Origin of the sequence: Paenibacillus polygoni, from assembly GCF_030263935.1 — a bacterium.
GTDB classification, from domain to species: domain Bacteria; phylum Bacillota; class Bacilli; order Paenibacillales; family Paenibacillaceae; genus Paenibacillus; species Paenibacillus polygoni.
The window spans coordinates 4,159,248-4,183,941 of sequence record NZ_CP127162.1 but is presented as its reverse complement, the minus strand read 5'-3'; the positions used below and the strand labels follow the sequence as shown (position 1 = coordinate 4,183,941).

23 protein-coding genes and 1 riboswitch are annotated in these 24,694 nt (G+C 43.1%); of the genes, 18 read left to right on the top strand and 5 right to left on the bottom strand.

Translation table 11 applies throughout. The features are described from left to right. The first annotated feature begins 5 nt into the window (after positions 1 to 5). From QPK24_RS20000 to QPK24_RS19980, 5 genes are all read left to right on the top strand, one after another. Positions 6 to 935, top strand: a complete 930-nt coding sequence (locus tag QPK24_RS20000; RefSeq protein WP_285744137.1) for a metal ABC transporter permease — start codon at positions 6 to 8, stop codon at positions 933 to 935. Between the two features lie 12 nt (positions 936 to 947). Further along, positions 948 to 1,829: a metal ABC transporter permease gene (locus tag QPK24_RS19995; RefSeq protein WP_285744135.1), complete on the top strand. Its 882-nt coding sequence runs from the start codon at positions 948 to 950 to the stop codon at positions 1,827 to 1,829. Positions 1,830 to 2,050: 221 nt separating this feature from the next. Next, a complete protein-coding gene (locus QPK24_RS19990; protein WP_407082931.1) occupies positions 2,051 to 2,803 on the top strand; it encodes a Cof-type HAD-IIB family hydrolase in 753 nt (250 codons plus the stop codon). A gap of 7 nt (positions 2,804 to 2,810) precedes the next feature. Continuing rightward, entirely contained in the window at positions 2,811 to 3,296 is a 486-nt protein-coding gene (locus tag QPK24_RS19985; RefSeq protein ID WP_160034770.1) for a DUF456 domain-containing protein, read from the top strand. Between the two features lie 172 nt (positions 3,297 to 3,468). Beyond that, the gene (locus QPK24_RS19980; RefSeq protein WP_285744132.1) at positions 3,469 to 5,100 is read left to right on the top strand and encodes a putative polysaccharide biosynthesis protein; all 1,632 of its coding nucleotides are present in this window, start codon (positions 3,469 to 3,471) and stop codon (positions 5,098 to 5,100) included. A gap of 42 nt (positions 5,101 to 5,142) precedes the next feature. Here QPK24_RS19980 and QPK24_RS19975 read toward each other — a convergent pair whose 3' ends face one another. After that, entirely contained in the window at positions 5,143 to 6,453 is a 1,311-nt protein-coding gene (locus QPK24_RS19975) for a DUF2515 family protein (protein WP_285744130.1), read from the bottom strand. A 142-nt stretch (positions 6,454 to 6,595) separates the two neighbouring features. On the opposite strand from QPK24_RS19975, the gene QPK24_RS19970 reads away from it, so the two are divergent. The 8 genes from QPK24_RS19970 to QPK24_RS19935 all read left to right on the top strand — a co-directional run bounded on the left by QPK24_RS19970 (position 6,596) and on the right by QPK24_RS19935 (position 14,687). Further along, positions 6,596 to 6,940, top strand: coding sequence for a thioredoxin family protein (locus tag QPK24_RS19970; protein WP_285744128.1), 345 nt, complete (start codon positions 6,596 to 6,598; stop codon positions 6,938 to 6,940). A 264-nt stretch (positions 6,941 to 7,204) separates the two neighbouring features. Next, entirely contained in the window at positions 7,205 to 8,149 is a 945-nt protein-coding gene (locus QPK24_RS19965) for a COX15/CtaA family protein (RefSeq protein ID WP_407082930.1), read from the top strand. 161 nt (positions 8,150 to 8,310) lie between these two features. Beyond that, on the top strand, positions 8,311 to 10,086 hold the full coding sequence (locus QPK24_RS19960; protein WP_285744126.1) for a UbiD family decarboxylase: 1,776 nt from the start codon (positions 8,311 to 8,313) through the stop codon (positions 10,084 to 10,086). A 58-nt stretch (positions 10,087 to 10,144) separates the two neighbouring features. Next, positions 10,145 to 10,864 carry a Cthe_2314 family HEPN domain-containing protein gene (locus QPK24_RS19955; RefSeq protein WP_285744124.1) on the top strand — a complete coding sequence of 240 codons (720 nt, stop codon included), beginning with the start codon at positions 10,145 to 10,147 and terminating at the stop codon, positions 10,862 to 10,864. 116 nt (positions 10,865 to 10,980) lie between these two features. Beyond that, positions 10,981 to 11,113, top strand: a riboswitch (SAM riboswitch). A 101-nt stretch (positions 11,114 to 11,214) separates the two neighbouring features. After that, entirely contained in the window at positions 11,215 to 12,240 is a 1,026-nt protein-coding gene (locus QPK24_RS19950) for a methionine ABC transporter ATP-binding protein (RefSeq protein WP_285744123.1), read from the top strand. After that, the gene (locus QPK24_RS19945) at positions 12,227 to 12,895 is read left to right on the top strand and encodes a methionine ABC transporter permease (protein ID WP_285749465.1); all 669 of its coding nucleotides are present in this window, start codon (positions 12,227 to 12,229) and stop codon (positions 12,893 to 12,895) included. Before QPK24_RS19950 ends, QPK24_RS19945 begins: the two co-directional genes overlap by 14 nt. Positions 12,896 to 12,944: 49 nt before the next feature. After that, positions 12,945 to 13,784: a MetQ/NlpA family ABC transporter substrate-binding protein gene (locus QPK24_RS19940; RefSeq protein WP_285744121.1), complete on the top strand. Its 840-nt coding sequence runs from the start codon at positions 12,945 to 12,947 to the stop codon at positions 13,782 to 13,784. A gap of 132 nt (positions 13,785 to 13,916) precedes the next feature. After that, on the top strand, positions 13,917 to 14,687 hold the full coding sequence (locus tag QPK24_RS19935; protein WP_285749463.1) for an SDR family oxidoreductase: 771 nt from the start codon (positions 13,917 to 13,919) through the stop codon (positions 14,685 to 14,687). A 48-nt stretch (positions 14,688 to 14,735) separates the two neighbouring features. Here the strand turns inward: QPK24_RS19935 and QPK24_RS19930 are convergent, their stop codons facing one another. Then, the gene (locus tag QPK24_RS19930) at positions 14,736 to 14,984 is read right to left on the bottom strand and encodes a NifU family protein (protein ID WP_160034785.1); all 249 of its coding nucleotides are present in this window, start codon (positions 14,982 to 14,984) and stop codon (positions 14,736 to 14,738) included. A gap of 81 nt (positions 14,985 to 15,065) precedes the next feature. On the opposite strand from QPK24_RS19930, the gene QPK24_RS19925 reads away from it, so the two are divergent. Next, positions 15,066 to 15,317 carry a YuzB family protein gene (locus QPK24_RS19925; protein WP_285744118.1) on the top strand — a complete coding sequence of 84 codons (252 nt, stop codon included), beginning with the start codon at positions 15,066 to 15,068 and terminating at the stop codon, positions 15,315 to 15,317. Between the two features lie 15 nt (positions 15,318 to 15,332). Here QPK24_RS19925 and QPK24_RS19920 read toward each other — a convergent pair whose 3' ends face one another. Both QPK24_RS19920 and mqnE read right to left on the bottom strand, forming a co-directional pair. Further along, on the bottom strand, positions 15,333 to 16,394 hold the full coding sequence (locus QPK24_RS19920) for an NAD(P)/FAD-dependent oxidoreductase (RefSeq protein WP_285744116.1): 1,062 nt from the start codon (positions 16,392 to 16,394) through the stop codon (positions 15,333 to 15,335). Between the two features lie 179 nt (positions 16,395 to 16,573). Further along, a complete protein-coding gene (gene mqnE, locus QPK24_RS19915) occupies positions 16,574 to 17,680 on the bottom strand; it encodes an aminofutalosine synthase MqnE (protein ID WP_285744114.1) in 1,107 nt (368 codons plus the stop codon). A gap of 368 nt (positions 17,681 to 18,048) precedes the next feature. On the opposite strand from mqnE, the gene QPK24_RS19910 reads away from it, so the two are divergent. From QPK24_RS19910 to QPK24_RS19895, 4 genes are all read left to right on the top strand, one after another. Continuing rightward, complete coding sequence (locus tag QPK24_RS19910; RefSeq protein ID WP_285744113.1) at positions 18,049 to 18,408, top strand: HesB/IscA family protein; 360 nt, start codon at positions 18,049 to 18,051, stop codon at positions 18,406 to 18,408. 190 nt (positions 18,409 to 18,598) lie between these two features. After that, positions 18,599 to 19,396 carry a hypothetical protein gene (locus QPK24_RS19905; RefSeq protein ID WP_285744111.1) on the top strand — a complete coding sequence of 266 codons (798 nt, stop codon included), beginning with the start codon at positions 18,599 to 18,601 and terminating at the stop codon, positions 19,394 to 19,396. A gap of 433 nt (positions 19,397 to 19,829) precedes the next feature. Further along, the gene (locus tag QPK24_RS19900) at positions 19,830 to 23,687 is read left to right on the top strand and encodes a glycosyl hydrolase family 18 protein (RefSeq protein ID WP_285744109.1); all 3,858 of its coding nucleotides are present in this window, start codon (positions 19,830 to 19,832) and stop codon (positions 23,685 to 23,687) included. A 224-nt stretch (positions 23,688 to 23,911) separates the two neighbouring features. Further along, the gene (locus tag QPK24_RS19895) at positions 23,912 to 24,289 is read left to right on the top strand and encodes a VOC family protein (RefSeq protein WP_407083035.1); all 378 of its coding nucleotides are present in this window, start codon (positions 23,912 to 23,914) and stop codon (positions 24,287 to 24,289) included. 69 nt (positions 24,290 to 24,358) lie between these two features. On the opposite strand, the gene QPK24_RS19890 is transcribed toward QPK24_RS19895, so the two are convergent. Further along, positions 24,359 to 24,586 carry a hypothetical protein gene (locus QPK24_RS19890; protein ID WP_160034799.1) on the bottom strand — a complete coding sequence of 76 codons (228 nt, stop codon included), beginning with the start codon at positions 24,584 to 24,586 and terminating at the stop codon, positions 24,359 to 24,361. Between the last annotated feature and the right edge of the window lie 108 nt (positions 24,587 to 24,694).

Below are 24,694 nucleotides of genomic sequence, written 5' to 3'. Positions count from 1 at the left end.
TAGGTATGATGAACTGGATATTCTCCATTATGACAGATCCAAATGCAAGGTGGATCATGCTGGGTTCGATGCTGCTTGGGTTTAGCAGCGGAATGGTGGGATCCTTTACTTATCTTCGTAAGCAAAGTCTAATTGGAGATACGTTAGCCCATGCTGCTCTCCCAGGAATTTGTATTGCTTTTATGCTGAGCGGGGTAAAATCAACTTTCTTATTTATGCTGGGGGCGCTCGTTTCGGGAATGATTGCGACCATCGGAATATCCGTCATAACGAAGTACTCCCGTATAAAACAAGACACTGCACTCGGCGTTATACTGTCCGTCTTTTTTGGAGTAGGGGTTATGTTGTTAACCCGCATTCAGCATGGGGATTATGGAAGTCAGAGCGGACTGGATAAATATATGTTTGGTCAAGCGGCTTCTATGGTTAGAAGCGATGTTTATACGATGCTTGGTGTTTCTATTTTTCTGCTTGTTGTATGTTGTCTTTTATTTAAAGAACTCAAGTTAATCAGTTTTGATCCGGGATTTGCTAGAGGAATGGGGGTTCCTTCTGGGTTACTGGCGCAGCTATTGCTGTTTCTTACGGTAATTGCCGTCGTAGCAGGGGTACAAATTGTGGGTGTAGTGCTTGTTGCTGCACTTCTCGTTACACCCGCTGCAGCGGCTAAATATTGGACACACCGGCTGGGTCTAATGGTTGCACTGGCTGGATTATTCGGAGCACTTAGCGGAGTGATTGGTACGGTGGTTAGTGCAACTACACCCGATTTGCCTACAGGCCCGGTAACCGTACTTGTTGCCACCGGATTGTTTGCTGTCTCTGTTCTTTTTGCTCCTGATAGAGGATGGATGGCAAGAGCCTTTCGTGAGCGGAGAGTGAGGACAGCATATCATCAGCAGTCAGGTAAGCCACAGGCAGAAATCAGGAAGTAGAGGGGGATCATCATGTCAGGATTTTGGATAATACTCACCGCAATACTGGTTTCCTCCGCCTGCGCGCTTCTCGGGACTTTTCTAGTGCTTAGAAAGATGGCAATGGTCGGAGATGCGATAAGTCACGCTGTGCTGCCAGGGATTGCCATTGCCTTTCTAATCAGCGGCCGTGAGTCGCTGTGGATATTGGCAGGGGCTACTGCTTTTGGACTCATCGCTGTTTTTCTCATTCAAATGTTACAAGGGGGCGGTTTATCGTCCGATGCCTCGATTGGAATTGTATTTACGGCGCTCTTTGCCGCAGGGGTCATCTTGATCAGCTTGAACGCACAAAATATTGATCTTGATCTTGACCATGTGCTTTTTGGAGAAATTGCTTATGTTCAGTGGGATCAGCTGGCTTTGGGCGGTGTTGATGTGGGACCAAGGGCGGTATGGATGCTTGGGATTACCCTGTTTGTCATAATGGTCTTACTAACCTTATTCTATAAGCAATTCAAAATTTGTTCCTTTGATCCAGCACTTGCTGCAGCAAGCGGTATTCCGGTGGCACTGTTTCATTATTTACTTATGGGAATGGTCTCCATGACTTCGGTTGCATCTTTTGACAGCGTAGGCGCTATTCTCGTTGTTGGGATGCTCATTGTTCCTGCGGCAACAGCCTATCTATTGACGGATCGTCTTGGGATCATGCTGACTTATAGTGTTCTCATCGGAGCAGCAAGTTCCGTTGCTGGATATTATATGGCCTTCTTACTTGATGCTTCGATTGCAGGGTGCATGGTGGCCTCAGCAGGAGGGTTATTCGTACTTGCTTTTCTGTTCTCACCGCTCCATGGTGTTCTCGTTCGGAGACTCCTGCGAGGCAGGGGAAGCAGGGAAGTACGACTGTAATATGGAATATATACGAAATGCATTACAATAAAATAATATCATAGATAAGAGCAGGTGAGGCCGCCTGCTCTTTTTATATGTCATACATATGACTTAAACCAGGTAAACCTCTTTTGTTGCAATTCCTTGTTTATGATAAAATGCGATATGTATTGTGATTCATAAACAAAAAATAAAGATAAAGAATGGATGGGTAGAGAACAAAAAGGAGGAGACTTATTTTGAATAATCAATATCGATATAAATTACTTGCGCTAGATATGGACGGCACGCTGCTAACCGATGAACATGAAATTTCTCACGAGACGTCCAGCTGGATTCATAAGGCAATGAAAGCGGGTATACATGTATGCCTATCTACAGGACGTGCTGCTCATCATGCGCTTCCTTATGGTCAGGAACTTGGCCTGGATACACCGATGGTTACCGTGAACGGAAGCGAAGTATGGAAATCACCGAATGAGCTGCATGTAAGAACCTTGCTTGATCCAGAACTTGTATCTAAAATGCATGAGATCGCAATTAAGCATAATTGTTGGTTCTGGGCTTATACGGTAGATAAGCTGTTTAACAGCGAGCGCTGGGTGGATTCCATTTACGATCATGAGTGGCTGAAATTCGGTTATACAACCGAAGATAATGATGTCCGCCATCAGATTTTGATGGAGCTTCAAGATTTGGGTGGTCTTCAGATTACGAACTCCTCAACAACAAATCTCGAGATTAATCCGGCGGGTATTTCTAAAGCCAGCGGGATTCAGGAAGTATGTAAACTTCTCGGAATTACGATGGAAGAGGTAGTTGCGGTAGGCGATAGTCTGAATGATCTTGCTGTCATTCAGGCAGCAGGTCTTGGAGTCGCTATGGGGAATGCACAGGAAACGGTAAAAGAAGCAGCTGATCTCGTAGTAGGCACGAACAATGAAGATGGAATTGTGGAAGTGATACGAGACTATATTTTGAAGGAGGCATAATTGCCTGATGACAATCCTTGGTTGGATTCTTGTTATTCTATTATTTGCGATTGGACTTGCGGGAGCAATTTTCCCTATTCTGCCTGGTGCTCTCGCTATTTATTTCGCCTTTTTTGTATATGGATGGTTCTTCGGATTCGAATCATTTGGAGTCTGGTTCTGGATTATCCAGACACTGATCGTCGTGGTGTTGTTTGTGGCAGACTACGTCGTTAATGCCTGGGGCGTCAAGAAATATGGAGGTTCAAAGCTCTCGACCACACTCAGTACCATTGGTGTCATTATCGGACCTTTTGTTATACCGGCTTTTGGACTTGTTATTGGACCCTTCTTAGGCGCTTTTGTCGGGGAACTGATTGGCGGATCGACGGTTCAAAAGTCCGCAAAAGTTGGATTTGGTTCGGTGTTAGGTTTATTTGCAAGTACCGTCATGAAGATCATCTTGCAAGTAGCTATGGTGATTATATTTTTTATATGGATTACAGTTAATTAATTTCATAATACCTTTAGTTGCTTTAATCAGGGTTATATATAGATCAAAATGGTTTTGTTTGTCTATATATAGTTACAAATTCATCATTTTAATGAGTTATGAAATTGATTCAGTTAATTAAAATTAGGTTCCTAAACGTTTCGTTCGGGGGAAGGAAGAAGGGAATTACGTCTTGTCTAAAAAGGAATCATTCATCAAGGGTACGATTATCCTTGCTGTGGCAGCTCTTGTTGCCCGGCTGCTTGGGCTTGTCCAGCGCGTTCCGCTTGAACACTTGCTCGGAGATGTGGGGGACGCCTCTTTCGGGGTGGCGAACAGCGTATATCTAATGCTGCTTACGGTGGCCACCGCAGGTATTCCAAGTACGCTCAGCAAAATGGTCTCCGAGCGCTATGCGCTGGATAAACCTGAGGAAGCAAAACGAATTTATCAAGCTGCTCTTATTTTCTCCGCATTTGCTGGAATTGTTATGACGATACTGTTATGGACACTTGCTCCATTTTACGCAACGTATGTTGCCCAAGTTCCTGAATCGGCTTTAGCCATTCGTGCACTGGCTCCGGCGCTCTTATTATTCCCGACGATTGCCATGATGCGCGGCTACTTCCAAGGCCGCAACAACATGACAGCTGGCGGGATCTCGCAGATTGTCGAACAATTTGCACGGGTTGGTACGGCAATCTTGCTTGCTTATATTCTATTAAGAGCAGGATATGGAGATAGTGAGGTTGCAGCAGGTGCAACGTTCGGGGGAGTGCTCGGCAGTGTCGGTGCATTCGCAGTAATGCTGTATTTTACTCGGAAACAGATTCGAAAAGACCGAGAACTTGGTCTCCATGATCTGCAAACGGCGCAAATTCCGTTGTCCCGGATCTACCGTGATATTTTCACACTTTCTATACCGATCGTATTGTCATCATTAGCTGTACCTGCCGTTAACTTTATTGATTCATCCATTATTAAACCTCTGATCAGCGGTCAGGTCGGCTCAGATACGGCTACGACGATACTTGGTATTTTGACAAACCGGGCTCAGCCTGTTGCGGGAATTCCGCCGATCCTGGCGATTGCACTCAGTACATCATTGATCCCTATTATCTCGGCAGCATTTGCAAGAAAAGATGAAGTTCATCTGCGTAATCAAGTGACCCTCGCTATGCGGATCGCGATCATGACAGGGATGCCGATGGTGATTGCTCTCTGTGTAGCTGCTTATTCAATTAATGGACTTTTGTTTAGTAGTTTGGATGGCAGCGGAATTGTTGCTATGTTGACGTTCGGGACAATTTTTCAAATTACAATGATGACTTCCAACTCCATTCTACTGGGTATCGGTAAACCAAGAATTACCATGGTAACCGTGTTTATCGGAATTATGGTGAAGTTGTTCTCCAGCTTTATCCTTGCTCAGTTCTTTGGAATCTATGGAATCATTATCTCAACGGGGCTTGCTTTCTTTGTGATCACACTTCTCAACATTCGTGTTCTTAAAAAGACAGTTGCTTTCTCCATTCTCGGTAAGAGATGGATTGGCTTTCTGATTACCGTTATTATATCCAGTGCGATTGGATATGGACTTCATCAGCTTGGGCTGTCTATGGTAGATATGATGCCTGCGAGAGTGGCATTTTTAATAAACTGTATCATCGTTGGAGTCGCGGTAGTCATCAGTTATTTTGTTCTGCTTATTGCCATGCGCGTACTTCGTCAGGACGAGCTTGCGAACTATCCGCGGATCATTCAGAAGGTGCTTCGGCCTTTGATGAGATTACAGCGAGGTAATAAGCAAGGCAGCAGAGGATAAGGTAAAAAGAACGATAGCTCTTTAAAGGGCTTCGTTCTTTTTTTATAGAATCTTATTGGTGTTTCTTATTTCGTTCAGATCATGAACAATGCCAAGTTTCCATAGAGCGAACCGGTGCCGGTAACTCACATCAAATATACGTGGTCTCCTTGGAAGGTTGAGGTGACCGAGTGTATCTGTATGAGAGGTATGCGTAAGCCAGTCTTCACGAGTTATTTTCTCATAAGGCATATCATACCAAGCTTTATATAAGGTAGGACTATATATTTTGTTGTCTCTAGAAAGCATCTCTTTATTACTTAGTGCAGCTGTGAGAAGGGGTTCCTCTCGTTTCTGACCATATAGGGAAGTGTAATATTTAGGCCAATATTCACTTCGCGAACCTTCATGAGGTATTTCTTTAGAAAAGGTGGCTGCTCTCTCTAGTACTTGCGAATACCCGAATAACAGGGCATACAGAGCTTTGCCGAACTCAATCCGTTCATGCAGTTTATTGAAATGATTCATCGTCAAACCGACCAATTCCTGATCCACACCCAGCGGGATAATAATATGATTAAGCCCAGCCAGTTCATGGGAACGAAAAGAGAGAGTAGCCATGACATGATGCTGATAATAGGGATTGCGAATGACCCGGTTCTCGATATAATTTTGCTCATTAATAATGAGACCAACGGTCAAGACCTCGCTGCTACGTTCAAGCCAGAATTGTTCCCAAAAAGGACTCATAAAGGCAGACACATGAAACTCGGACAGCAAATGAAAATAGCTTCGGCCTTTTTCTCGGCTTTTCATATATAACAGCAGCTGCGGATAGGCATCTTGAAAAATAAGTGCATTACACCGTTCTAAGAGAAGATAAACTTGTTTATTATCCTGACTTTTAAGTACATTATGCAAAAGATCGCTCTTTAAATCGGTCATATTGTAGCCGCCGTTACGAGATACCAAATGAGCAAGCAGAGCCCAGTGAAGTTCCGGATAGGCTTCATAGCAAGCTAAATAAGCAGCCGTTCTTGTTAGATTACTTTGATTATGCTGCTGCGTTTGTTCCATGATCTCGCGTACGAGTTCCAGCTCTTCCACGCTATAAGGATCGAGCTGACTGCTCCGCATGGAAGCGGGCTGAACTCCGCTGGCTCGTACACTGGCAAGTGTTTGTTCCAGTTGATTCTGTATCCAGGAAGCAGATGAAGCTGGCCAGGTGAGCGGACGAAGCGGATGACGGAGTCGTTTCGATGAACGAATGGCGGCCTGTTTACCGCGAATCACTTCTGCTGCAGTTATAGGCAAGGTCTTTACCATTTGCCATATTGCGTTGAAAGAATGGACAGAAGATTGCTGATTTTTCATCTTTTTCTTGCCTCCTCTTTTGCTACAGACTTTGCCTGGTTATATAATAGTATGTACGAATGATTTGACTTCCACTCGTCAAGAATGATTCACTAAACCAGAAGATCTATACGAGCCTGTATACTAGAGAGGATGAATAAGGATGAAAAAAATTAATTCTAAAGCGGAATTCGATGTTTTAACCCAATCTTCTAATTTGACGGTCGCTGTCTTCAAAGCAGACTGGTGCGTAGACTGCAGATTTATCGATCCCTTCATGCCGGAGGTAGAGCAGGAGTTTTCTCAGCTGCTTACTCTGATTGAAGTCGATGTAGAACAAACCGGCGATCTAAGTCAGGAACAGAACATTCTAGGAATCCCTAGTTTTGTGGCTTATGCAGATGGACGCGAGCTCATTCGTTTCGTAAATAAAAATCGCAAATCACGTGAGGAAATTGTAGAATTCCTTAACCGGGCGGTTGAAGTGTATCAAACACTGCGCAGCTAAAGTAATCATAATAAAACACCGTTCTTTTGATTAAAAAAGAGCGGTGTTTTTTTGTGCTGGATTGTGCTGAATACCATAAATAGGGTAGGATTCTAGGGAAACAATGAAAAATGTTACGTTTTAACAGCCGTTAAGATATTGTCACAATCCCCTCATGTTTCGAATTCTTTTATCCGTTATAATAATGAGAGTTGCTGAGCATTGCTTATATAATCAGCATGCGGAGAGTTTTCCGCCACATCATATAATTGCAGGTGAATAAGGTTGAAGCATATCAGACTTTTAAAATGGTTTAGTTTTGTGACTACGCTGTTCATGTTTTTTGCCACATTTGGCGGCGGGGTAGTTACACGTACGGATTCGGGACTTGGTTGCGGAAATGAGTGGCCATTATGTCATGGGGAATTTGTGCCTGCACATACACTAGCTTCGCTCATTGAATATTCACACCGGATTGTCAGTACGTCAGCAGGGCTGCTGTCCATTACCACATTTGTACTCTTTATGCTGTTTGCTAAACAGCGCCGTGATCTACAAATCTTTTCACTGTTAACATTATTCTTCGTTGTTATTCAAGGGATGATGGGAGCACTCGCCGTTGTATTCTCCCAAGTACCTGCTGTTATGGCACTACATCTTGGTTTTGCCATTATTTCGCTTGCAAGTTCCTTGATGACTACCCTTGGTGCAAGGCAAGAACAGAAATTTGGCGGACTCGCTAAGTTCGACAGCCTGCCGCGGGTAAGCAAACAATTTCGTAATTTAGTGTGGCTAACGATGATTTATTCTTATATCGTTGTTTATACAGGGGCTTTCGTCAGCCATACCGAGTCTGCAGGCGGCTGCAGTGGATTCCCGCTCTGTAATGGAGCCGTGATTCCTGAACTCACAGGCGGCGTAGCTGTAGCATTCCTGCATCGTGTTGCTGCATTTTTCCTTGTCGTCATCATTGCAGTCCTCAGTTACTATGCTTATCGTTATAATAAAGGAAACAGGGAGTTGCAAATGCTTGGCATTACCGCAATCTCGCTTGTAATTATACAAGTGTTGTCCGGTGTAGGCCTGATGCTGACAATGGATCGTCCTGAGATTTACATGTTTGTGGTACTTGCTCATATGACCATTATTTCGATATTGTTCGGGCTTCTTGCCTACATGAGTTATGTAGTATGGAAACTGGCTAAGCCGGCAGGTATTCATCGCTCGTAAACGGCAGTTAAATAAATGGTTATCATAGTTGTATCTTGGAAAAAAATAGCCGGACAGTGTACAATAAAGGTTGGTGCCTGTCCGAAGGCTACATAGGTAAATGACAAAGTCCACGAATTCGATTTCGCAGGGCTTTGTTTTATAAAGGGGGATCTTCCACATTGATTTATTCAAATTTACGTGAGTTTGTAACCAAATTACAACAGGAAAAAGACCTTGTTATTATCGACGCGCCTGTTGATCCTTACTTAGAGATAGCAGAAATTCATAGACGTGTCATCGAGGAGCAGGGACCTGCCTTGTTATTTACCAACGTAAAAGGAACTCCTTTTCCGGTACTCACGAATATGTTCGGCACGAGCCGCAGAGTAGATATGGCATTTGGACCAAGACCTGAAGAACTCATGAAATCCATTGTGGGTGCAACGAAAACGCTTATGCCTCCTACACCCAAAGCACTCTGGAATGAACGAGGCTTGATTAAAGAGGCGCTAAAAGTGGGATTGAAAACAGTGCAGCGAAGTGATGCACCCATTTTATCTGCCAATCAAACGGAAGCTCCGCTAAAAATGCTTCCGAAGGTAACGAGCTGGCAGCTGGACGGAGGTCCATTCTTAACATTACCGCTCGTTTATACAGAACATCCAGATGATCATAAAGATCACAACCTTGGGATGTATCGAATTCAGATTTATGATGATCATACAACAGGTGTGCACTGGCAAATTCAAAAAGGCGGCGGATTCCATTACCATGAAGCGGAACAGCGCGGACAAGGGTTACCGGTATCTGTCATTCTAGGCGGGCCTCCCGCTCTCATTGCGTCTGCAATCGCTCCTGTCCCGGAGAAACTTCCGGAACTGCTCATGGCTTCTCTGATTATGGGAGACAAGCTGAAAATGGTTGATGACCCGTACGGGGGACACCGCATGCCGGCTGAAGCAGAATTTGTAATCAAAGGAATAGTGCCGCCTCATGAGCGTAGAATGGAAGGGCCATTTGGTGATCATTTCGGTTATTATTCGTTGGCTCATGAGTTTCCAATCTTGAACGTGGAGCGGATGTGGCACCGCAAAGATGCAATTTATCCGATGACGATCGTGGGTAAACCACGTCAAGAGGATTATTATCTCGGAGAATTCGTACAGCGCTTATTATCTCCCGCTTACTCCATTGTCATGCCGACGGTGAAAGATTTATGGGCTTATGCGGAAAGCGGAGTTCACGCGCTTGCTTCTGCTGTTGTGCGGGAAAGCTATTCGCGTGAGGCATTAGTTTCTGGATTCAGCATACTTGGACAAGGTCAGTTGTCATTGACCAAATTTTTGATTTTAACCGATCAGGCCATTGAATTATCTAACTTTACGACATTAATTGAAACGGTACTGGAGCGGTTTGATCCCAAGACGGATCTGTTTATTTTTGATCATACTTCACATGATACGCTGGATTATACCGGTCACAAGCTGAACCACGGAAGTAAAGCCATCCTAGTGGGTGTTGGAGAGAAAGTGCGCGATCTTCCTCGCACATACGAGGGTGGGTTTGTGAATGAAATATCCGATATCAGACCTTATTGCGGTGGAGTACTGCTTGTAGAGGGAGCTTCTTACGAAGAAGAACCAGAACTTGCAGGCAGGCTTGTAGAACGTTTTGGGGCACTCGAACAGACTTGGCCGCTCGTCATTCTAGTTGATCATGCACAAGAAACAGCGAAGAATCAGATGTCCTTCTTATGGACTGTATTTACTCGCTTTAATCCAGCAAGTGACATGTATGCAGATACTTCAGTGAAACGGAATCATATTGGTTACTCCTTGCCGATCGTGATTGATGCGCGGATGAAGCCAGGTTACCCTGAAGAAGTCATTCCGAGGGAAGATATTGTAGAACTCGTCGATTCGCGCTGGAAATCATATTTCGCAAAGGTCCAATAAGAAGCAGGGATTCTGAGTGCCTGGATGGGGGAAAATGAGGTACAGGGAGGATGTTCATATGCTGCGTACTTTATTAGGTGAACCACCCCGGGTGAACTCGGGATACTTGAAAGAAGCAATGGATGCAATGGCGCGTATGTTGCAGTTACTCATGCAAGAAATAAAAGAGAGTACAGACCCAACACATGATTATCGTGAACTGGAAATATGGACTCGTGGACTCATTACCTCATTGGATGAGCTCGAGCAAAGTTCGTATGCAGCTTCTTTTTATGCGGCAAAGGTTCATGCGGAATCAACAGATGATATGGGGCCAGACGAAAAAGCCGATTATGCCAGGTACGTATACTTTTACAAGGACGGCTTCATCCGTATGTTTGCAACCTTAGACAAACTGGGTAATGTTCTAGATGACTGGTATCACTTAGAGACCTCCAGAATCAAAGCCCATTTTTCCTATTTCACGGTTCTGAAACAGCTCGAAGGGCAACCCAAGCATAAGACACTTCTCATGCAACTAAGCAGCTTGAAAGATAAGTATCATCAGCCCATGAATCGTCTTCGCAAAAGACGAAATACAGAGATCCATCATATGAATGTGGAGATGCAAGATGATTTATGGCAAAGGCATCAAGCACTGCATGGGAAAGTGAAACTAGAAGACCTAAAAGCATTTACTTCTGATCTGGAACTTGGTGTGGATCTCGTGTCAAGAAGTTTACATGAATCCTTTGAGTACATGATTAGCACATGGAAAAAACAAACGGTTCGCTCTTAATATTTTCCTTTGACAAGTGTTATGAAATATCTTATACTTTCACTAAGTTTCTGAAACAATTATTTGTTTAGCAAACGTCAACATTCGACATTATCATTATTCATAACTGCATATCATTCTTATCGAGAGTGGCGGAGGGACAGGCCCTATGAAGCCCGGCAACCGATTCTTTATAGATTATTTTTCTATATAGGATGACATGGTGCTAAATCCTTCAAGATCATACGTTTTGGTCTTGGCAGATGAGAAGGAGTCGTTTAACTATTGATGCCCTCTTTTTCTGTGAAAAAGGGGGTTTTTTGTGTCTATGAGTCAAAATGAGAATGACCGCAAGGCAAGGAGGTACCGTATTGATTGAATTAAAAAATATTCGCAAAGATTATGGACAAGGAAAGCATGTAACCACTGCACTGTCTGGGCTTGATTTGTCTATTCATAAAGGCGAAATCTTTGGTGTAATCGGTCATTCCGGAGCAGGGAAAAGTACACTGATTCGGTTGATTAACTTATTAGAGCGTCCAACATCAGGTGATGTTTATGTGGACGGTATTAATATGACGAAATTAAATAAATCACAACTTCAAGCGCAGCGGCGCAAAATAGGGATGATTTTTCAGCATTTTAATCTGCTGAGTTCTGCCACCGTTTATGAGAATATTGCATTCCCGCTGCGTTTAGTAAAAACGGACAACAAGAAAGTCGATCAAAAGGTGAAGGAATTACTTGAACTCGTGGGACTCACCAACCACAGTAACAAATATCCTTCTCAACTGTCCGGAGGGCAAAAACAGCGTGTCGGTATTGCAAGGGCGCTTGCAAGCGATCCTCAAGTTCTGCTGTGTGATGAAGCCACCTCAGCGCTTGATCCGCAGACAACGAACTCCATACTTAAGCTCTTGCTTGATATTAATCAGAAGTACAATCTTACGATTGTACTCATCACCCATGAGATGCATGTAATTCAGACCATCTGTGACCGGGTGGCTGTTATTCATCAAGGCGGGATTGTGGAAGAAGGACCAGTTGCAGAAGTATTCCTCAAACCGCAACATCCTGTTACCCAAGAATTTATTTTACGTGAAACGGAAGTTAGCGATTTAATGGAGGAAGCCATTCAGGCTACGCATTTAGAACATTCACAAACGGTAAAAATCACTTTTCTTGGGAGTAAAACCTATGATTCGATTTTATCGCAGACGGTGCGGCAAACCGGAGTGGATTTTGCAATCTTGCAAGGAACAATCTCTACAATTAAGCAGATGCCGTATGGTCAGTTGATGGTTCGATTAGAGGGACATCCTGAACAGATATTAAAAACGGTTGAATCCTTGACTTCGCAAGGTCTTGAAGTGGAGGTGCTGAATAGTGGGTCTTGATTTTTCCGTCATTAACTGGGATGAGATTCAAAAAGCTACCTTAGAAACACTAAGTATGCTGCTTGTATCGGGTATCTTTACTTTTATTATTGGACTGCCGGTGGGTATTATTCTCTTTCTAACTTCACGATCTGCTTCTATGCCGAATCGTGTCATATACACTGTGCTTTCTTTTATCGTAAATATTTTGCGATCAGTTCCTTTTATTATTCTGATTGTTGCCATGCTTCCGATCACAAAAGCGCTGGTTAGCACAACAATCGGGGTTGTGGGAACAATCCCGCCGCTCGTGGTAGGTGCAGCACCTTTCTTTGCAAGGCTCGTAGAGACTTCTCTGCGCGAAGTAGACAAGGGTGTTATCGAAGCATCACAGGCGATGGGGGCTTCCACGGGGCAGATTATCATGAAGGTGCTCATGCCTGAAGCTCTTCCTGGTTTATTTGCAGGGATTACAATCACGGTGGTTACCCTCATATCCTACACCGCAATGGCCGGGATGGTTGGCGGCGGGGGACTGGGTGCGCTGGCCATTAACTATGGATATTACAGGTATGAACGAGAAGTGATGATTGTTGCCGTTATTGTAATGATTATTCTGGTACAAGTCCTGCAGATGGCAGGGGACAGATTAGTCAAACATTTTACACGTAAATAGCAATTTTCTTTAAGAGATAGGGATTTACTATAAATAGGAGGGTTTAACGATGAAAAAATGGTTATTGTCTGGTCTTACACTCGCATTGGTACTAGTTCTAGCTGCATGTGGAAATGATTCTGCTGGTAAGGATACGACAGGAAATGGCGATAGCGGTCAGACAGATAAAAGAGTCACCCTTCGAGTAGGAGCATCACCTGTACCGCATGCTGAGATTTTGGAGCAAGTAAAGCCGATCCTCGCAGAAGAAGGTATTGATCTTGAGATCACCATCTTTAACGATTATGTACAGCCTAATTTACAGCTGTCTCAAAACCAGCTGGATGCGAACTTCTTCCAACACAAGCCGTATCTGAATGATGAAAATGAAAAACGCGGTTTGAACTTGGTAGCTCTTAACAATGTTCATGTAGAACCTATTGGAGCTTATTCTAACACAGTTAAAACTGCAGATGAATTAAAAGAGGGTGCAAAGATCGCCATCCCTAATGATGCTACTAACGGTGGTCGTGCCCTGATGTTACTTGATAAAAACGGTATTATTAAACTGAAAGACAACACGAATGTAGAGTCTAAAATCAGTGACATTGCAGAGAATCCGAAAAATGTGAAAATCGTTGAACTGGACGCAGCTATGCTTCCAAGACAACTGGGTGAAGTAGATCTCGCTGTAATCAACGTGAACTATGCACTTGAAGCTGATTTAAATCCACTTGAGGATGCTTTGTTCATTGAAGATGAAGATTCTCCTTATGCGAACGTGCTTGTCGCTCGTGAGAACAATCAGAACGATGAAGCTGTACAAAAGCTTAATGCTGCTCTGAATTCCGATGAAATCAAAACTTTCATTGAAAATAATTATGCGGGAGCTATCGTTCCTGCATTCTAAAAAATGACGAAGAACCTGCGCTCTGTTCATAGAGGCAGGTTCTTTTTTTCTAGGAATCCTTCTTTCTTTTCTTATTACTCCTGCTATATTATACTGAGTAGGAACCGCTCTTTTTAGGAGGAGGAAGGGATGTTGGACAACAAAGTCGCTCTGATTACAGGAAGCGCTAAGGGACTTGGCAAGATGACTGCACTTCAGCTTGCAGCAGAAGGATATGATATTGCTCTGAATTATGTACATAGTCAGAAGGAAGCAGAGGAATTATGTGCAGCTGTCAAAGAACGGGGTGTTCGTTGCATCGCAGTACAGGCGGACATATGTAAGGCAGAAGATATCGAACGGTTAGTCTCAACAGTAGAGCATAAGCTTGGTGTAGTGGATATACTTATAAACAATGCCGGTCCTTTTATTAGGGATCGAAAGCTGTTTTCCGAATATACGCAAGAAGACATTATTATGTTAACGCAAGGAAATCTGGTAGGAACGATGTTGTTAGATCACCGGGTGCTTCCGGGTATGCGGAAGAAAAACTGGGGCCGGATTATCCATTTCGGATTCAGTCATGCCGGTGAAGCGAGATCTTGGCCACATCGGGCGGTTTATGCCGCTGCGAAGGTAGGGCTTGTTTCTTTTACAAAGACGCTTGCCGTCGAAGAAGCACCTTATGGCATTACGGTAAATATGATTTGCCCTGGTGATATCAGAGGAGCACATAAAGAGATGACCATTGAACAAGTAAGTGGTTTAATTGATAGGGAAACACCAAGAGGAAGACCAGGAAGCGGAGAAGATGTAGCAAGAGTTATTCATTATCTATGTAAGAATCAATCGGATTTTATAACGGGAAATATTATGGATATATCGGGAGGACTCGATCCTATTCGTCCAACCATTACAGAATAAAAGAAGAGAGTCCCCTATTCGGGACTCTCTTATATGCTGATGGGATGATTAGAATACTTGAACTACTTCTTGTACGCCCTCTACTTCTTCAACGAGTGCGCGTTCAATCCCTGCTTTTAATGTAATGGTGGAGCTTGGGCAACTACCGCAAGCACCCATTAATTTCAGCTTAACGATGCCGTCTTCAACATCAACCAATTCCACGTCACCGCCATCGCGTTGCAGGAATGGGCGAAGTTTATCAAGAACTTCTAGAACTTCATCATACATGGTGCTGCTTTGTACGTTTTCGCTCATATTGTCAACTCCTTTCCTTCCCTTTATTATAGTACAATTGAAGTCAAAATAAAATGGTCAAAACCGAAGCAGGTGAATAATTTGAGACCCATTATTGAATTTTGTACCAACAACATGCATTTTGGAACAGATGAAGTCTTTGAGGCACTGGAAGAAAACCTCGAATACGATGTAATCGAATACGGATGCCTCACGAATTGCGGACAATGCAGCAGTACTCCCTTTGCTCTTGTGAATGGGGAAGTAGTCACAGCAGCAAGTGCAAAGGAACTGCATGAAGCCATTTTGTCCAAAATTGCAGAAATTGACGCATGGAATGACCTGGATCTTTAAAGGGAAAAATCTTCTTTAACCCAGATGACGCTTCGACATCCAGAGGACACCGCTTTTTAGAATCCGCGGAACACGTCCCATCATCGATGTCTTACCCATAAGCCCAAAACCAGCTTTCTTGCCGAGTGCTCCTAGAGTACCGCGCAGTTTGAGAGCTTCGGTTTTGGGTTTTTCATTCTTCCATAAGGCATGAATAATATGCGCAATTTGTTCTCCTTGCACTTCAGCAGCTTGTGCGCTTGGTGCAAAAGGAAGACTCGCACAGTCACCCACGACATATACTTCAGGATATTCAGGAATCTGGTAGTACTCATTAAGAGTAACTCGGCCTTGGGGATCTTTCTGTACATTCAGATCACGGACCATTTTTACAGGCTGAATTCCTGCTGTCCATATAACCGCATCCGTTACGATTTCTTCATCCCGATTATAAATGGCCTGGGGTTCTACCCTGGCTACTGAAATATGATTTCTAGTCTCTACCTGATGCTCTGCAAACCATTCACTTACATAAGCAGATAATCGCTGCGGAAAAGCGGAAAGAACACGGTCACCTCTGTCCAAGATGGTCACATTAAGATCTGAACGGCTTTCTCTAATCTCTGCAGCAATCTCGACCCCGCTGAGTCCTCCTCCTACAATGTGAACATGACCATAGGGTTTAACTTCACTTACACGCAGATAGGTCTCACGTGTGTTTCGGAAGCTTTGAATGGTATTGCTGTATTCTTCTGCACCCGGAGTTCCATGAAAACGGTCTGTGCACCCAAGACCAATCACTAATTGGTCATACGGAAGGGGATCCTCATTTTGAATTTGAATTACTTTTCCTTCTAAATCAATAGCTTCAACTTCGCCATATTTATAGGTCAGACGTTCATGAACAGGGTACTGCACACGCAGATCATAATCAGATACTGTCCCTGCAGCAAGTGCATAATATTCAGTTTTGAGCCCTTGAAAAGGCATACGGTCCACGAGGACAATCTGGGTATCATTTGGGATAGAGCCTTCAAGAAGATGTTTAATTACGGTAAGACCGCCGTAGCCGCCTCCGAGGATAACGATATTTTTCATGACGAATTAACTTCCTTTCTTATGCGATCTTGCAAAGATGTTAGTTTACGCTCGGTCATGATGCATTTGGCCGGGTGGGGATGATGGGATAATGAATGTAACTGCGGAAACAATAAATTGGATTCAGCTCTATAGTAAAGAGCTGAATCCATATGGGAACTCTTTCAAGTATCAGGTCATTATTCGAAAACTTCGATCTCGTTATAGAAGGTATCACGTTCAACGGGAATACGGCCTGCACCTTTTACAAGCCAGATTAATTCTTTACGAGTCAGCCCTGCAGGTGTAAGCGCACCAGCAGCATGACTGATCTGTTCACGTACAATCGTACCATGTACATCAGAAGCCCCAAAGCTGAGTGCTACTTGCGTTAATTGAGGGCCAATATTAATGAAATAGGCTTTTACATGATCGATGTTATCAAGCATAAGTCTTGAGATCGCAATCGTTTTGAGATCTTCATAGGCGGAGTTACGACGCATAATACCGGCATTTTTACTTTTCGGCTGCATCGAGAGAGGTATAAAGACCATGAATCCACCCGTTTCATCTTGGAGCTCACGAATCTGAAGCATATGCTGAATTCGATCTTCGTAGGATTCAACAGAACCATAAAGCATGGTGGTGTGTGTTTTCATACCAAGCTGATGAGCTGTCCGGTGGACCTCAAGATATCGATCAACATTGGCTTTGGTTACTTTCATTTTCTGACGATATTCATCCGATAAGATTTCTGCTCCGCCGCCTGTGAGGGATTGGAGTCCAGCGTTTTGTAGTTCCTGTAAAACTTCTTTGACACTGAGACCGCTAATTCGTGTGAAGAAATCAATCTCAGCTGCCGTATATGCTTTAAGCGTAACATTCGGATATTTTTCGTTCAGAGCACGCAGGGATTCAACATAATACTCGAATGGCACATGAGGATTATGTCCACCAACAATGTGGAACTCCCTAACACCAGGATGGATGTGCTGTTCTACATAGTCAATCATCTCTTGACCAGAAAGGGTATAAGATCCTTCTTCCCCTTGGTCTTTTCTGAAGTTACAAAATGCACAGCGTGCTTCACATACATTTGTAAAATACAAACTCATATTTTCAATGAAATATACTTTTTTACCGTTTTTGCGAAGATTTGCTTCATTGGCAAGTTGTCCGATTGTAAGAAGATCATCGCTCTCATAAAGATAAACACCGTCTTCCAGTGTCAAACGCTGTCCATTCTGTACTTTCTCGACGATGGCAGCCATTTTCGTATCTGTAAATGGTGTGATTAATGTAGACATGCTTATTCCTCCTGAGTCATGACGTTCTGTGTTCGCCCGCATATTAAATAATGTAAAGACCAAACGGTTGTCATGGTAGAATGTGAAAAAAGTTACAACTGAAATTACGGCTGCAAAAGCAGGTTTCTGTGACAAATCTTTGACAATTACATGTACAATTCCCTACTATTATAAACCTCACATCCAAGCGGTTCAATACAAAGGTGTAAAAAGCTTGTTTACTTAGGATCTTTATTCCATGCTCATCTCTTGAGGTAGGAGAACAGGTGGAGTATAATTCTACATATGATATAGGAATTCAACTTCATTTTACGTCCCTATGAACGTGAGATGACTTGAATCTTATTAGATAGAAGGAGGTATGACCGATGATTACCATTAGTGATGCAGCAGCAGAGCGTTTGAAAGAGATGCTCGAGCAACAAGAAACACCAAATATGTTTTTGCGTCTTGGCGTAGCACCCGGTGGCTGTACCGGATTTTCATATGCAATGGGGTTTGACGATAACGAAACAGATCAAGATGTATTTATGACTGTTCAGGATATGAAGGTAGTTGTGGAGAAAGACAGCCTTCGTCTGTTAGAAGGTCTAGAAATTGACTTTGAAGAATCCGGTATGACCGGGGGATTCACGATTCATAACCCGAACGCGATTGCCACATGCGGCTGCGGTTCTTCGTTCCGTACGGCAACCGATGCAGGCAAACCAAGCGAAGAGCCTTGCTAAGAGAGGTATATCGCAGAATCGAAATTTAAATGTGCAGGAAAAAACCTCCTGAACCTAAGTATAGCGAAAGTGATGCTTAGTTCAGGAGGTTTTTTGTTATTTTTATAAATGAGTAAGACTCATCATAACGATCGTATTCACCGATATCTTTTATATAAGTAGGTCTTTGTACATAGAAAAAGGGGATAAGATGATGGCGAATAACATAAATAGGGTCCTGCGAATGACCTTTGTCATGCTGATTATTTGTGCAGTTCTATTGATTCTGGTACAAAAAGTGGTTGAACCTGTACTTTCGGATTACATTGCACAGCCCATCTCAGAACATATCGTCAATAAAGCTTCGGATTATTTAGAGTTTCCGCCGTCACCTGAGGCGCTTAGCGAGTTTAAACAGGAAGCACTGAATAATGATTGGTATGATTCAGAAGGTCATTTAATCGTGGAGTATAAGCAGCTTCCAAATGCTACAGAAGGAACGATTACGGTATCGTACTCCGAGACGTTTTTGAGTTTTATGAGACTAAGCTCTTCTTCCAATAAGGTGATTTATTATCAGAAGCCTTATACTACGGAATTTTTTGTTTCGACCGAAGAAGGAGATATCGAGCAGTTTACGACTGACTATGCAGACGGTACAGAAACGGATCAGCCTGAAGAGACCGATGAGTTAACTACAGAGAGCGAAACCATAGAGAGCGAAGCCGTAATAGCAATAGGAGAAACTGCGCCGCTACAGGACGTATTCTTGCAAGAAACAGAACAACCCAGCAAGGATAACGCAGAGGCGATGTTGACGAATGCAGAAACTTCTACCGAAGTCCCTTCCGAAATTCCTGCCGAAGAACATGGTGTTGCTTTATATGTAGATGGTTCCTATTTTGATGCTTTTTTAAAGAAACAGGATGCGTTAAAGCTTGCCGCTTTTGTAGAAAATGCAAAAATTATCGATTTGGTCACGAGTCGTGTCGTGTGGGAGAGTAAATAATACCTAACACCTATGATCCATCCACTGGATGGACTCTAGGTGTTTTTTGTTTTATTAATACAAAGGTTTATTCAAGGATAAGAAAATATTATCCCAGGATTGCAGGTTTATTCCCCTTTTTATTTTTTTATATCGGATCCATTATTAAAGTAACTCCAGTTGGTCATTTTACAGCCGTACGGAGAGGAGGGAATAAGCAGGAAATGCCGCATTTACGGGGGCAACCATTAGTATGGTAGATATTATAGTAAACGCTTTCAAATAAAATCATCCTAACCTACATCGCTCGATATTCAATCCTCATGCAGGTACTTCTTTAAAAAAATTCAATTCACACCCACGCTAAATTTCCGATAACACCCTACCGAATCTATGAATGACTTCAGAAGTTACTTAATTTACAAATTTAATAACTTTGATAGAGGTGAAAAAAATGAATTCATTTTTGAGGAAAAAAGAAACCAAATGGATTAATTTCTTTCTTGCATTTATCTTAATTTTCACACCCTTGGTCCAACCTTCTTATGTTCATGCGGAAGAAGGAATAACATCTGCTTCATCTGCGCCTGTCACAACTTCAGCGGATGAAGCTATTTCTGAAAGTGAATTGCCAAGTGAGAGTATAGTGCCGGATGAAAGTGAAGTACCATCAAGTGAAAATGAAGTACCGTCAAGTGAAAATGAAGATACTGATGAAAGCGAAGTCGCTCTTGAAAATGAAGTTCTTGATGAAGAGGTTGATATGACGGCTCCAAAGCACCTGAGATTGGCGGAAGATGGTCTAAGGCATAATACAGCTAAAATCGAGTGGGATTTCCGGGAAGATGTCGAGGATAACGACATTCAAATCTATAATGCGGATACAAATGCCTGGATTACATGGGGAAGTTATTACACGCGAACCCTTACCGGACTGAATCCGGAAACTACATACCGGATCTACATTACTTGGAACGGCGATGCGGGGAACATAAGTAATATTCTAGAGTTCACAACTCCTGCGGATACAAGTGAATATCCGGATACACCGCTCACACCACCGAGCGCATTAACGCTTAGTGATATTTCGTCTGATGCGGTAAACCTCAGCTGGGGAGCAAGCCCTGGAGCAACTGGATATGATGTCTATGTAAATGGAGGATGGGTCGGTGGTACTTGGAACGAACAGGATACATGGTATGAGTACAAACCTGACGGTGGACTCACCCAAGGAAAGACATACAAGTTTGAAGTTGCTGCTCAGAAGACAGATTATCCTGTCTCAAAGAACAGCAATGCCGTAACGATCACTTGGGGGGAGCTCGCTGCTCCTAAAGGACTTAGTGTCATTACTGCTACGAGGACGGAGGTAAGTCTTGGCTGGGCGCCTGTCCCTGGAGCTGCGGAGTATGAGGTATACCAGAACGGAGTTCAGATCGGAACGACAGCCGACGTTCGTTATGTTGCAGATCATGTAGCGGAAGGACAAAAGTATGAATACTACGTTATAGCCAAAAACAGTCTTTGGACATCAGAAGCAAGTGGCAGAGTTTCTGCGGTACCTGGAAGCAGTTACAGCAATGTGTCTTATTTTCCTGCCTGGGCTGTATATCCCGATGGACGTAATTTTCAGCCTGAAGATGTAGCCGTTACAAAGCTTACTCATGTCAACTATGCTTTTGCAGATCTGTGCTGGAAAGGCATCAATAGTAAAGGAGAGCCTTGTCAGGATGCAGCCATTCCACTCCAATCAGATTACGTGTTTGATGGTGAGATGATCATCGGGGATAAGGTGAAAGACATCGAAAATTTCACTCGCTTTAATGCAAGGAAATTGGAAAATCCGGACTTTAAACTGATGATATCTGTTGGAGGTTGGTCCTGGTCAGACTACTTCTCATTGATGGCAGATTCAGAAGTTACACGGCGAGCGTTTGCTAATTCTGCAGTGGAATTCCTGAGAACATATCATTTTGATGGACTCGACATTGACTGGGAGTATCCAGTAGAAGGCGGAGAAGACAATAATTCACGCGGTCCGGAGGATACGGAGAATTTCACACTTCTTATGAAAACTGCGCGGGAAGCTTTGGATGCAGCGGGTGCTGAAGACGGCAAGTATTATTTACTAACGATTGCATCAGCACAAGGAGATAATTTCGTGGTAAATGCGGATTTGCAAAACTCCGTCACTTACCTTGATTTCATCAATATTATGACCTATGACTACAGCGGAACTTGGGAACAATTAGCGAATCACAATGCCCCGCTTTATTATGATCGCAATCTTCCCAAAAGTTCTGCTCCTCGTAACAATGTGCTGGGTGCTTTACTCGGTCATTTAAACGGAGGTGTTCCTGAGTACAAGTTGTTAGCAGGCGTACCGTATTACGGTAAAGGTTGGTCTGATTGTCCTTCGCCAGGAGAATATGCAGTATGTACTGGCGCTCCGCCGAAAGGATCTTGGGAAGCCGGCATCTATGACTTTACGGATATTGAGAACAACTATGTGAATAAAAATGGATACATTCAAACGTGGAATGAGGCAGCCAAAGTATCTTACGTATACAATCCAGAGACGAAGCTATTCATAACTTATAATGATGAAACCACAATGAAATATACAGCTTCCATGGTTAGATCACTGGATATTGCCGGTTCAATGAACTGGGATGTAACAAGTGATCGCAGTCATGCCTTGATTAATGAACTGGCCTCCAATCTTCCAATGGACGGGGGTGTGAATACAGAAGAGCTTAAGGCTCCAACGAATGTTAGCTTTGAAAAAGTAGAAGATCAAAAGTACCAAATGCATTGGAGTACTGTGCCAGGGGCGACCCATTACGAAGTATTTATAGACAATGAATATATCGGGGCAACGGAGAAAAATAACTATACCATCTCTGTAGATGCAAGCAAGGATCATGTGGTGCGGCTGCTCGCAACAAAGAGATCGGGCGATTCCGTGGAAAAAGTGTCGAATTTTATAACTCAAAAAGTAAAAGTGACTTCCCCTGGACCTGACCAGCAGCCGAATCCAAATCCAAATCCAAATCCAAATCCAAATCCAAACACTAACACCAACACAAGCCCATCTACTCCTGTTACCGTAGCGCCAGCTCCACCAGCACAGGTACTGGAAGAAAATCAGCTAGAGACGAAAGTCATCATGGATGGAAATACAACAAAAATTACGCTCGTTACAGAGCAGGCATTGAAAACGATTCGTGAAGCAACCGAAGTGAACTATAGAATAATTGTAAAAAGCAGTACAGAACAGAACGAAATTACACTTCCGCAGGCAATAATTGAAAGTATCCGTAAGAAATCTGCATCAGCAAAACTGATCTTGGTCATTAACGGAGCGGAACAACATATTCCTGTGTCCCTATTATCAGGAGCAGGGGATAGCAGAGTAACGGTTTCAGCCATTTCCGAAACAGAGGATAAGGGACTAAATGCTTGGCTTAAAGAGTTGAAAATTGTGAATAAGCCAATGCACCTGAAGGTAGAGCACATGAAAGCTCAAGGAACAGCAGAGGAGGTCAGTAGATTCGGCACCTCTTATATCAGCGAACTCATTACACTGGATGCAAAAGAAGTAGATAAGAAAAAACTGAGCGGGTTCGTTTATCTACAAAGTAGGAATGAAATTCGTCCCGTACCGACATTGGTAACGAGCTCTGCTAATGGCAAGGTTACGGTAGAGATGAAGAAAACAGCAAGCGGTATTTACTTCTTGGCACAAAGCAGCAGTATATTCACAGGTTCAGTAGCGAAGTGGGCAGGGGAAGATGTGGAACAGGCTTTGATGAAGCAGATTCTTCTGTCTGGTGTAAAAGGCAGTATTCAAGGTAAAGAAACGATTTCACGCGAAGAGGTCATTTCTATTCTCGTAAGAGGTCTAGGGCTCCTTCCGAATGCAAACGACACTAACTTCATTGATGTAACTAAGGGATCAAAGTATGAGAAAGAGATTGCTGCCGCCAAAGCAGCATACCTTGTAAAAGGAAAAACGGATGGTACATTTAATGGAAAAGCGGATATCACTCGTCAAGAGCTTGCGGTATTCATAGTAAATGTACTTCATTATGCAGGTAAGCATGAAGAGGCTGATGCAGCTTCCCTTGCACCGTTTAAGGACCGTGGAGATATTTCGCCTTATGCCCAGACGTCCGTAGCACTGCTTGTCGAAAAGAAACTGCTGAATGGAGTATCTTCGAGTCAGCTGGCTCCGCATAAAAAGGTAACGAAAGAAGAAGCCGTTGTCATTCTGTTGAGAACACTTCGTTATTTACAACTGTCTAATTAAATTTATCATGGATCACAAGGAAAGGCAGTCACCATCACTACAGAGATGGTGACTGCCTTTCTGTATTTTTTACCTGTATCATAAAAAAATAAATAGTCTATCGATAATCCGCGATTTTATATCAACAAGAAGCGCAGGATATGTTAGCATAGCATTACAGATTATTTTGTAAACTATTTCCTATACAAATATACACAAAAAGAGGTGCAACTACCGTGATTGAAATGGAACGAATCCATCATGTGAGTTTGGCTGTTCGAGACTTAACAAAGGCTCATCAGTTCTATTCCGAAAAATTACAATTGAAACAGATCACGCGCCCTCCTTTTGATTCAACAGGAGTTTGGTACGCGATCGGAGAAGAGCAGCAGCTGCATCTATTGCAGCACCCAGCAGGAGAGACACTTCGGAAGAGCGGAATTGACACAACGGACGGACACTTCGCTGTGTGGGTGAAAAGTTATGAAAAAACAAAGCATTGGCTTGAATCCGTAGGAATCCCCTACGAAGCAAGACCTAACAGTGTAGCTGGTTTTGCCCAAATTTTCATTCTCGATCCCGATCAGAACATTATTGAATTTGCTGCACCCTATTCATCCTAACCGGTAAGCAATAAAAAACGACTACATAACAACGGGTGCTGCTTCGTGTCATGTAGTCGTATCTATATATTAAACCTCGGTTTGGAATATAACGGTATCTCTAGAGTAATGATGTTCCATTCCATCTTCACTTCGAACTCGAACCTGATCATTAGAAAACATTTCTACATATCCGCGAGCGATTTCGCAATATACGCCTGCGGAATCTTCCTGCCAGACGGAAACGACGGTTTGAGATAAGGCAGCAGTAAAAAACTCTATGTTTTTTTGCAGCGTTCTAGATTTGTTAGAATTCATCGTATCCTCCTTCTATTAGGTGTTAATTACGTTCTAATGCCCTAAAGAGAGCTGACGTAAACACTTTACCTTCTCTCTACTCTATTGTAAAGCATTCGATAGAATTTG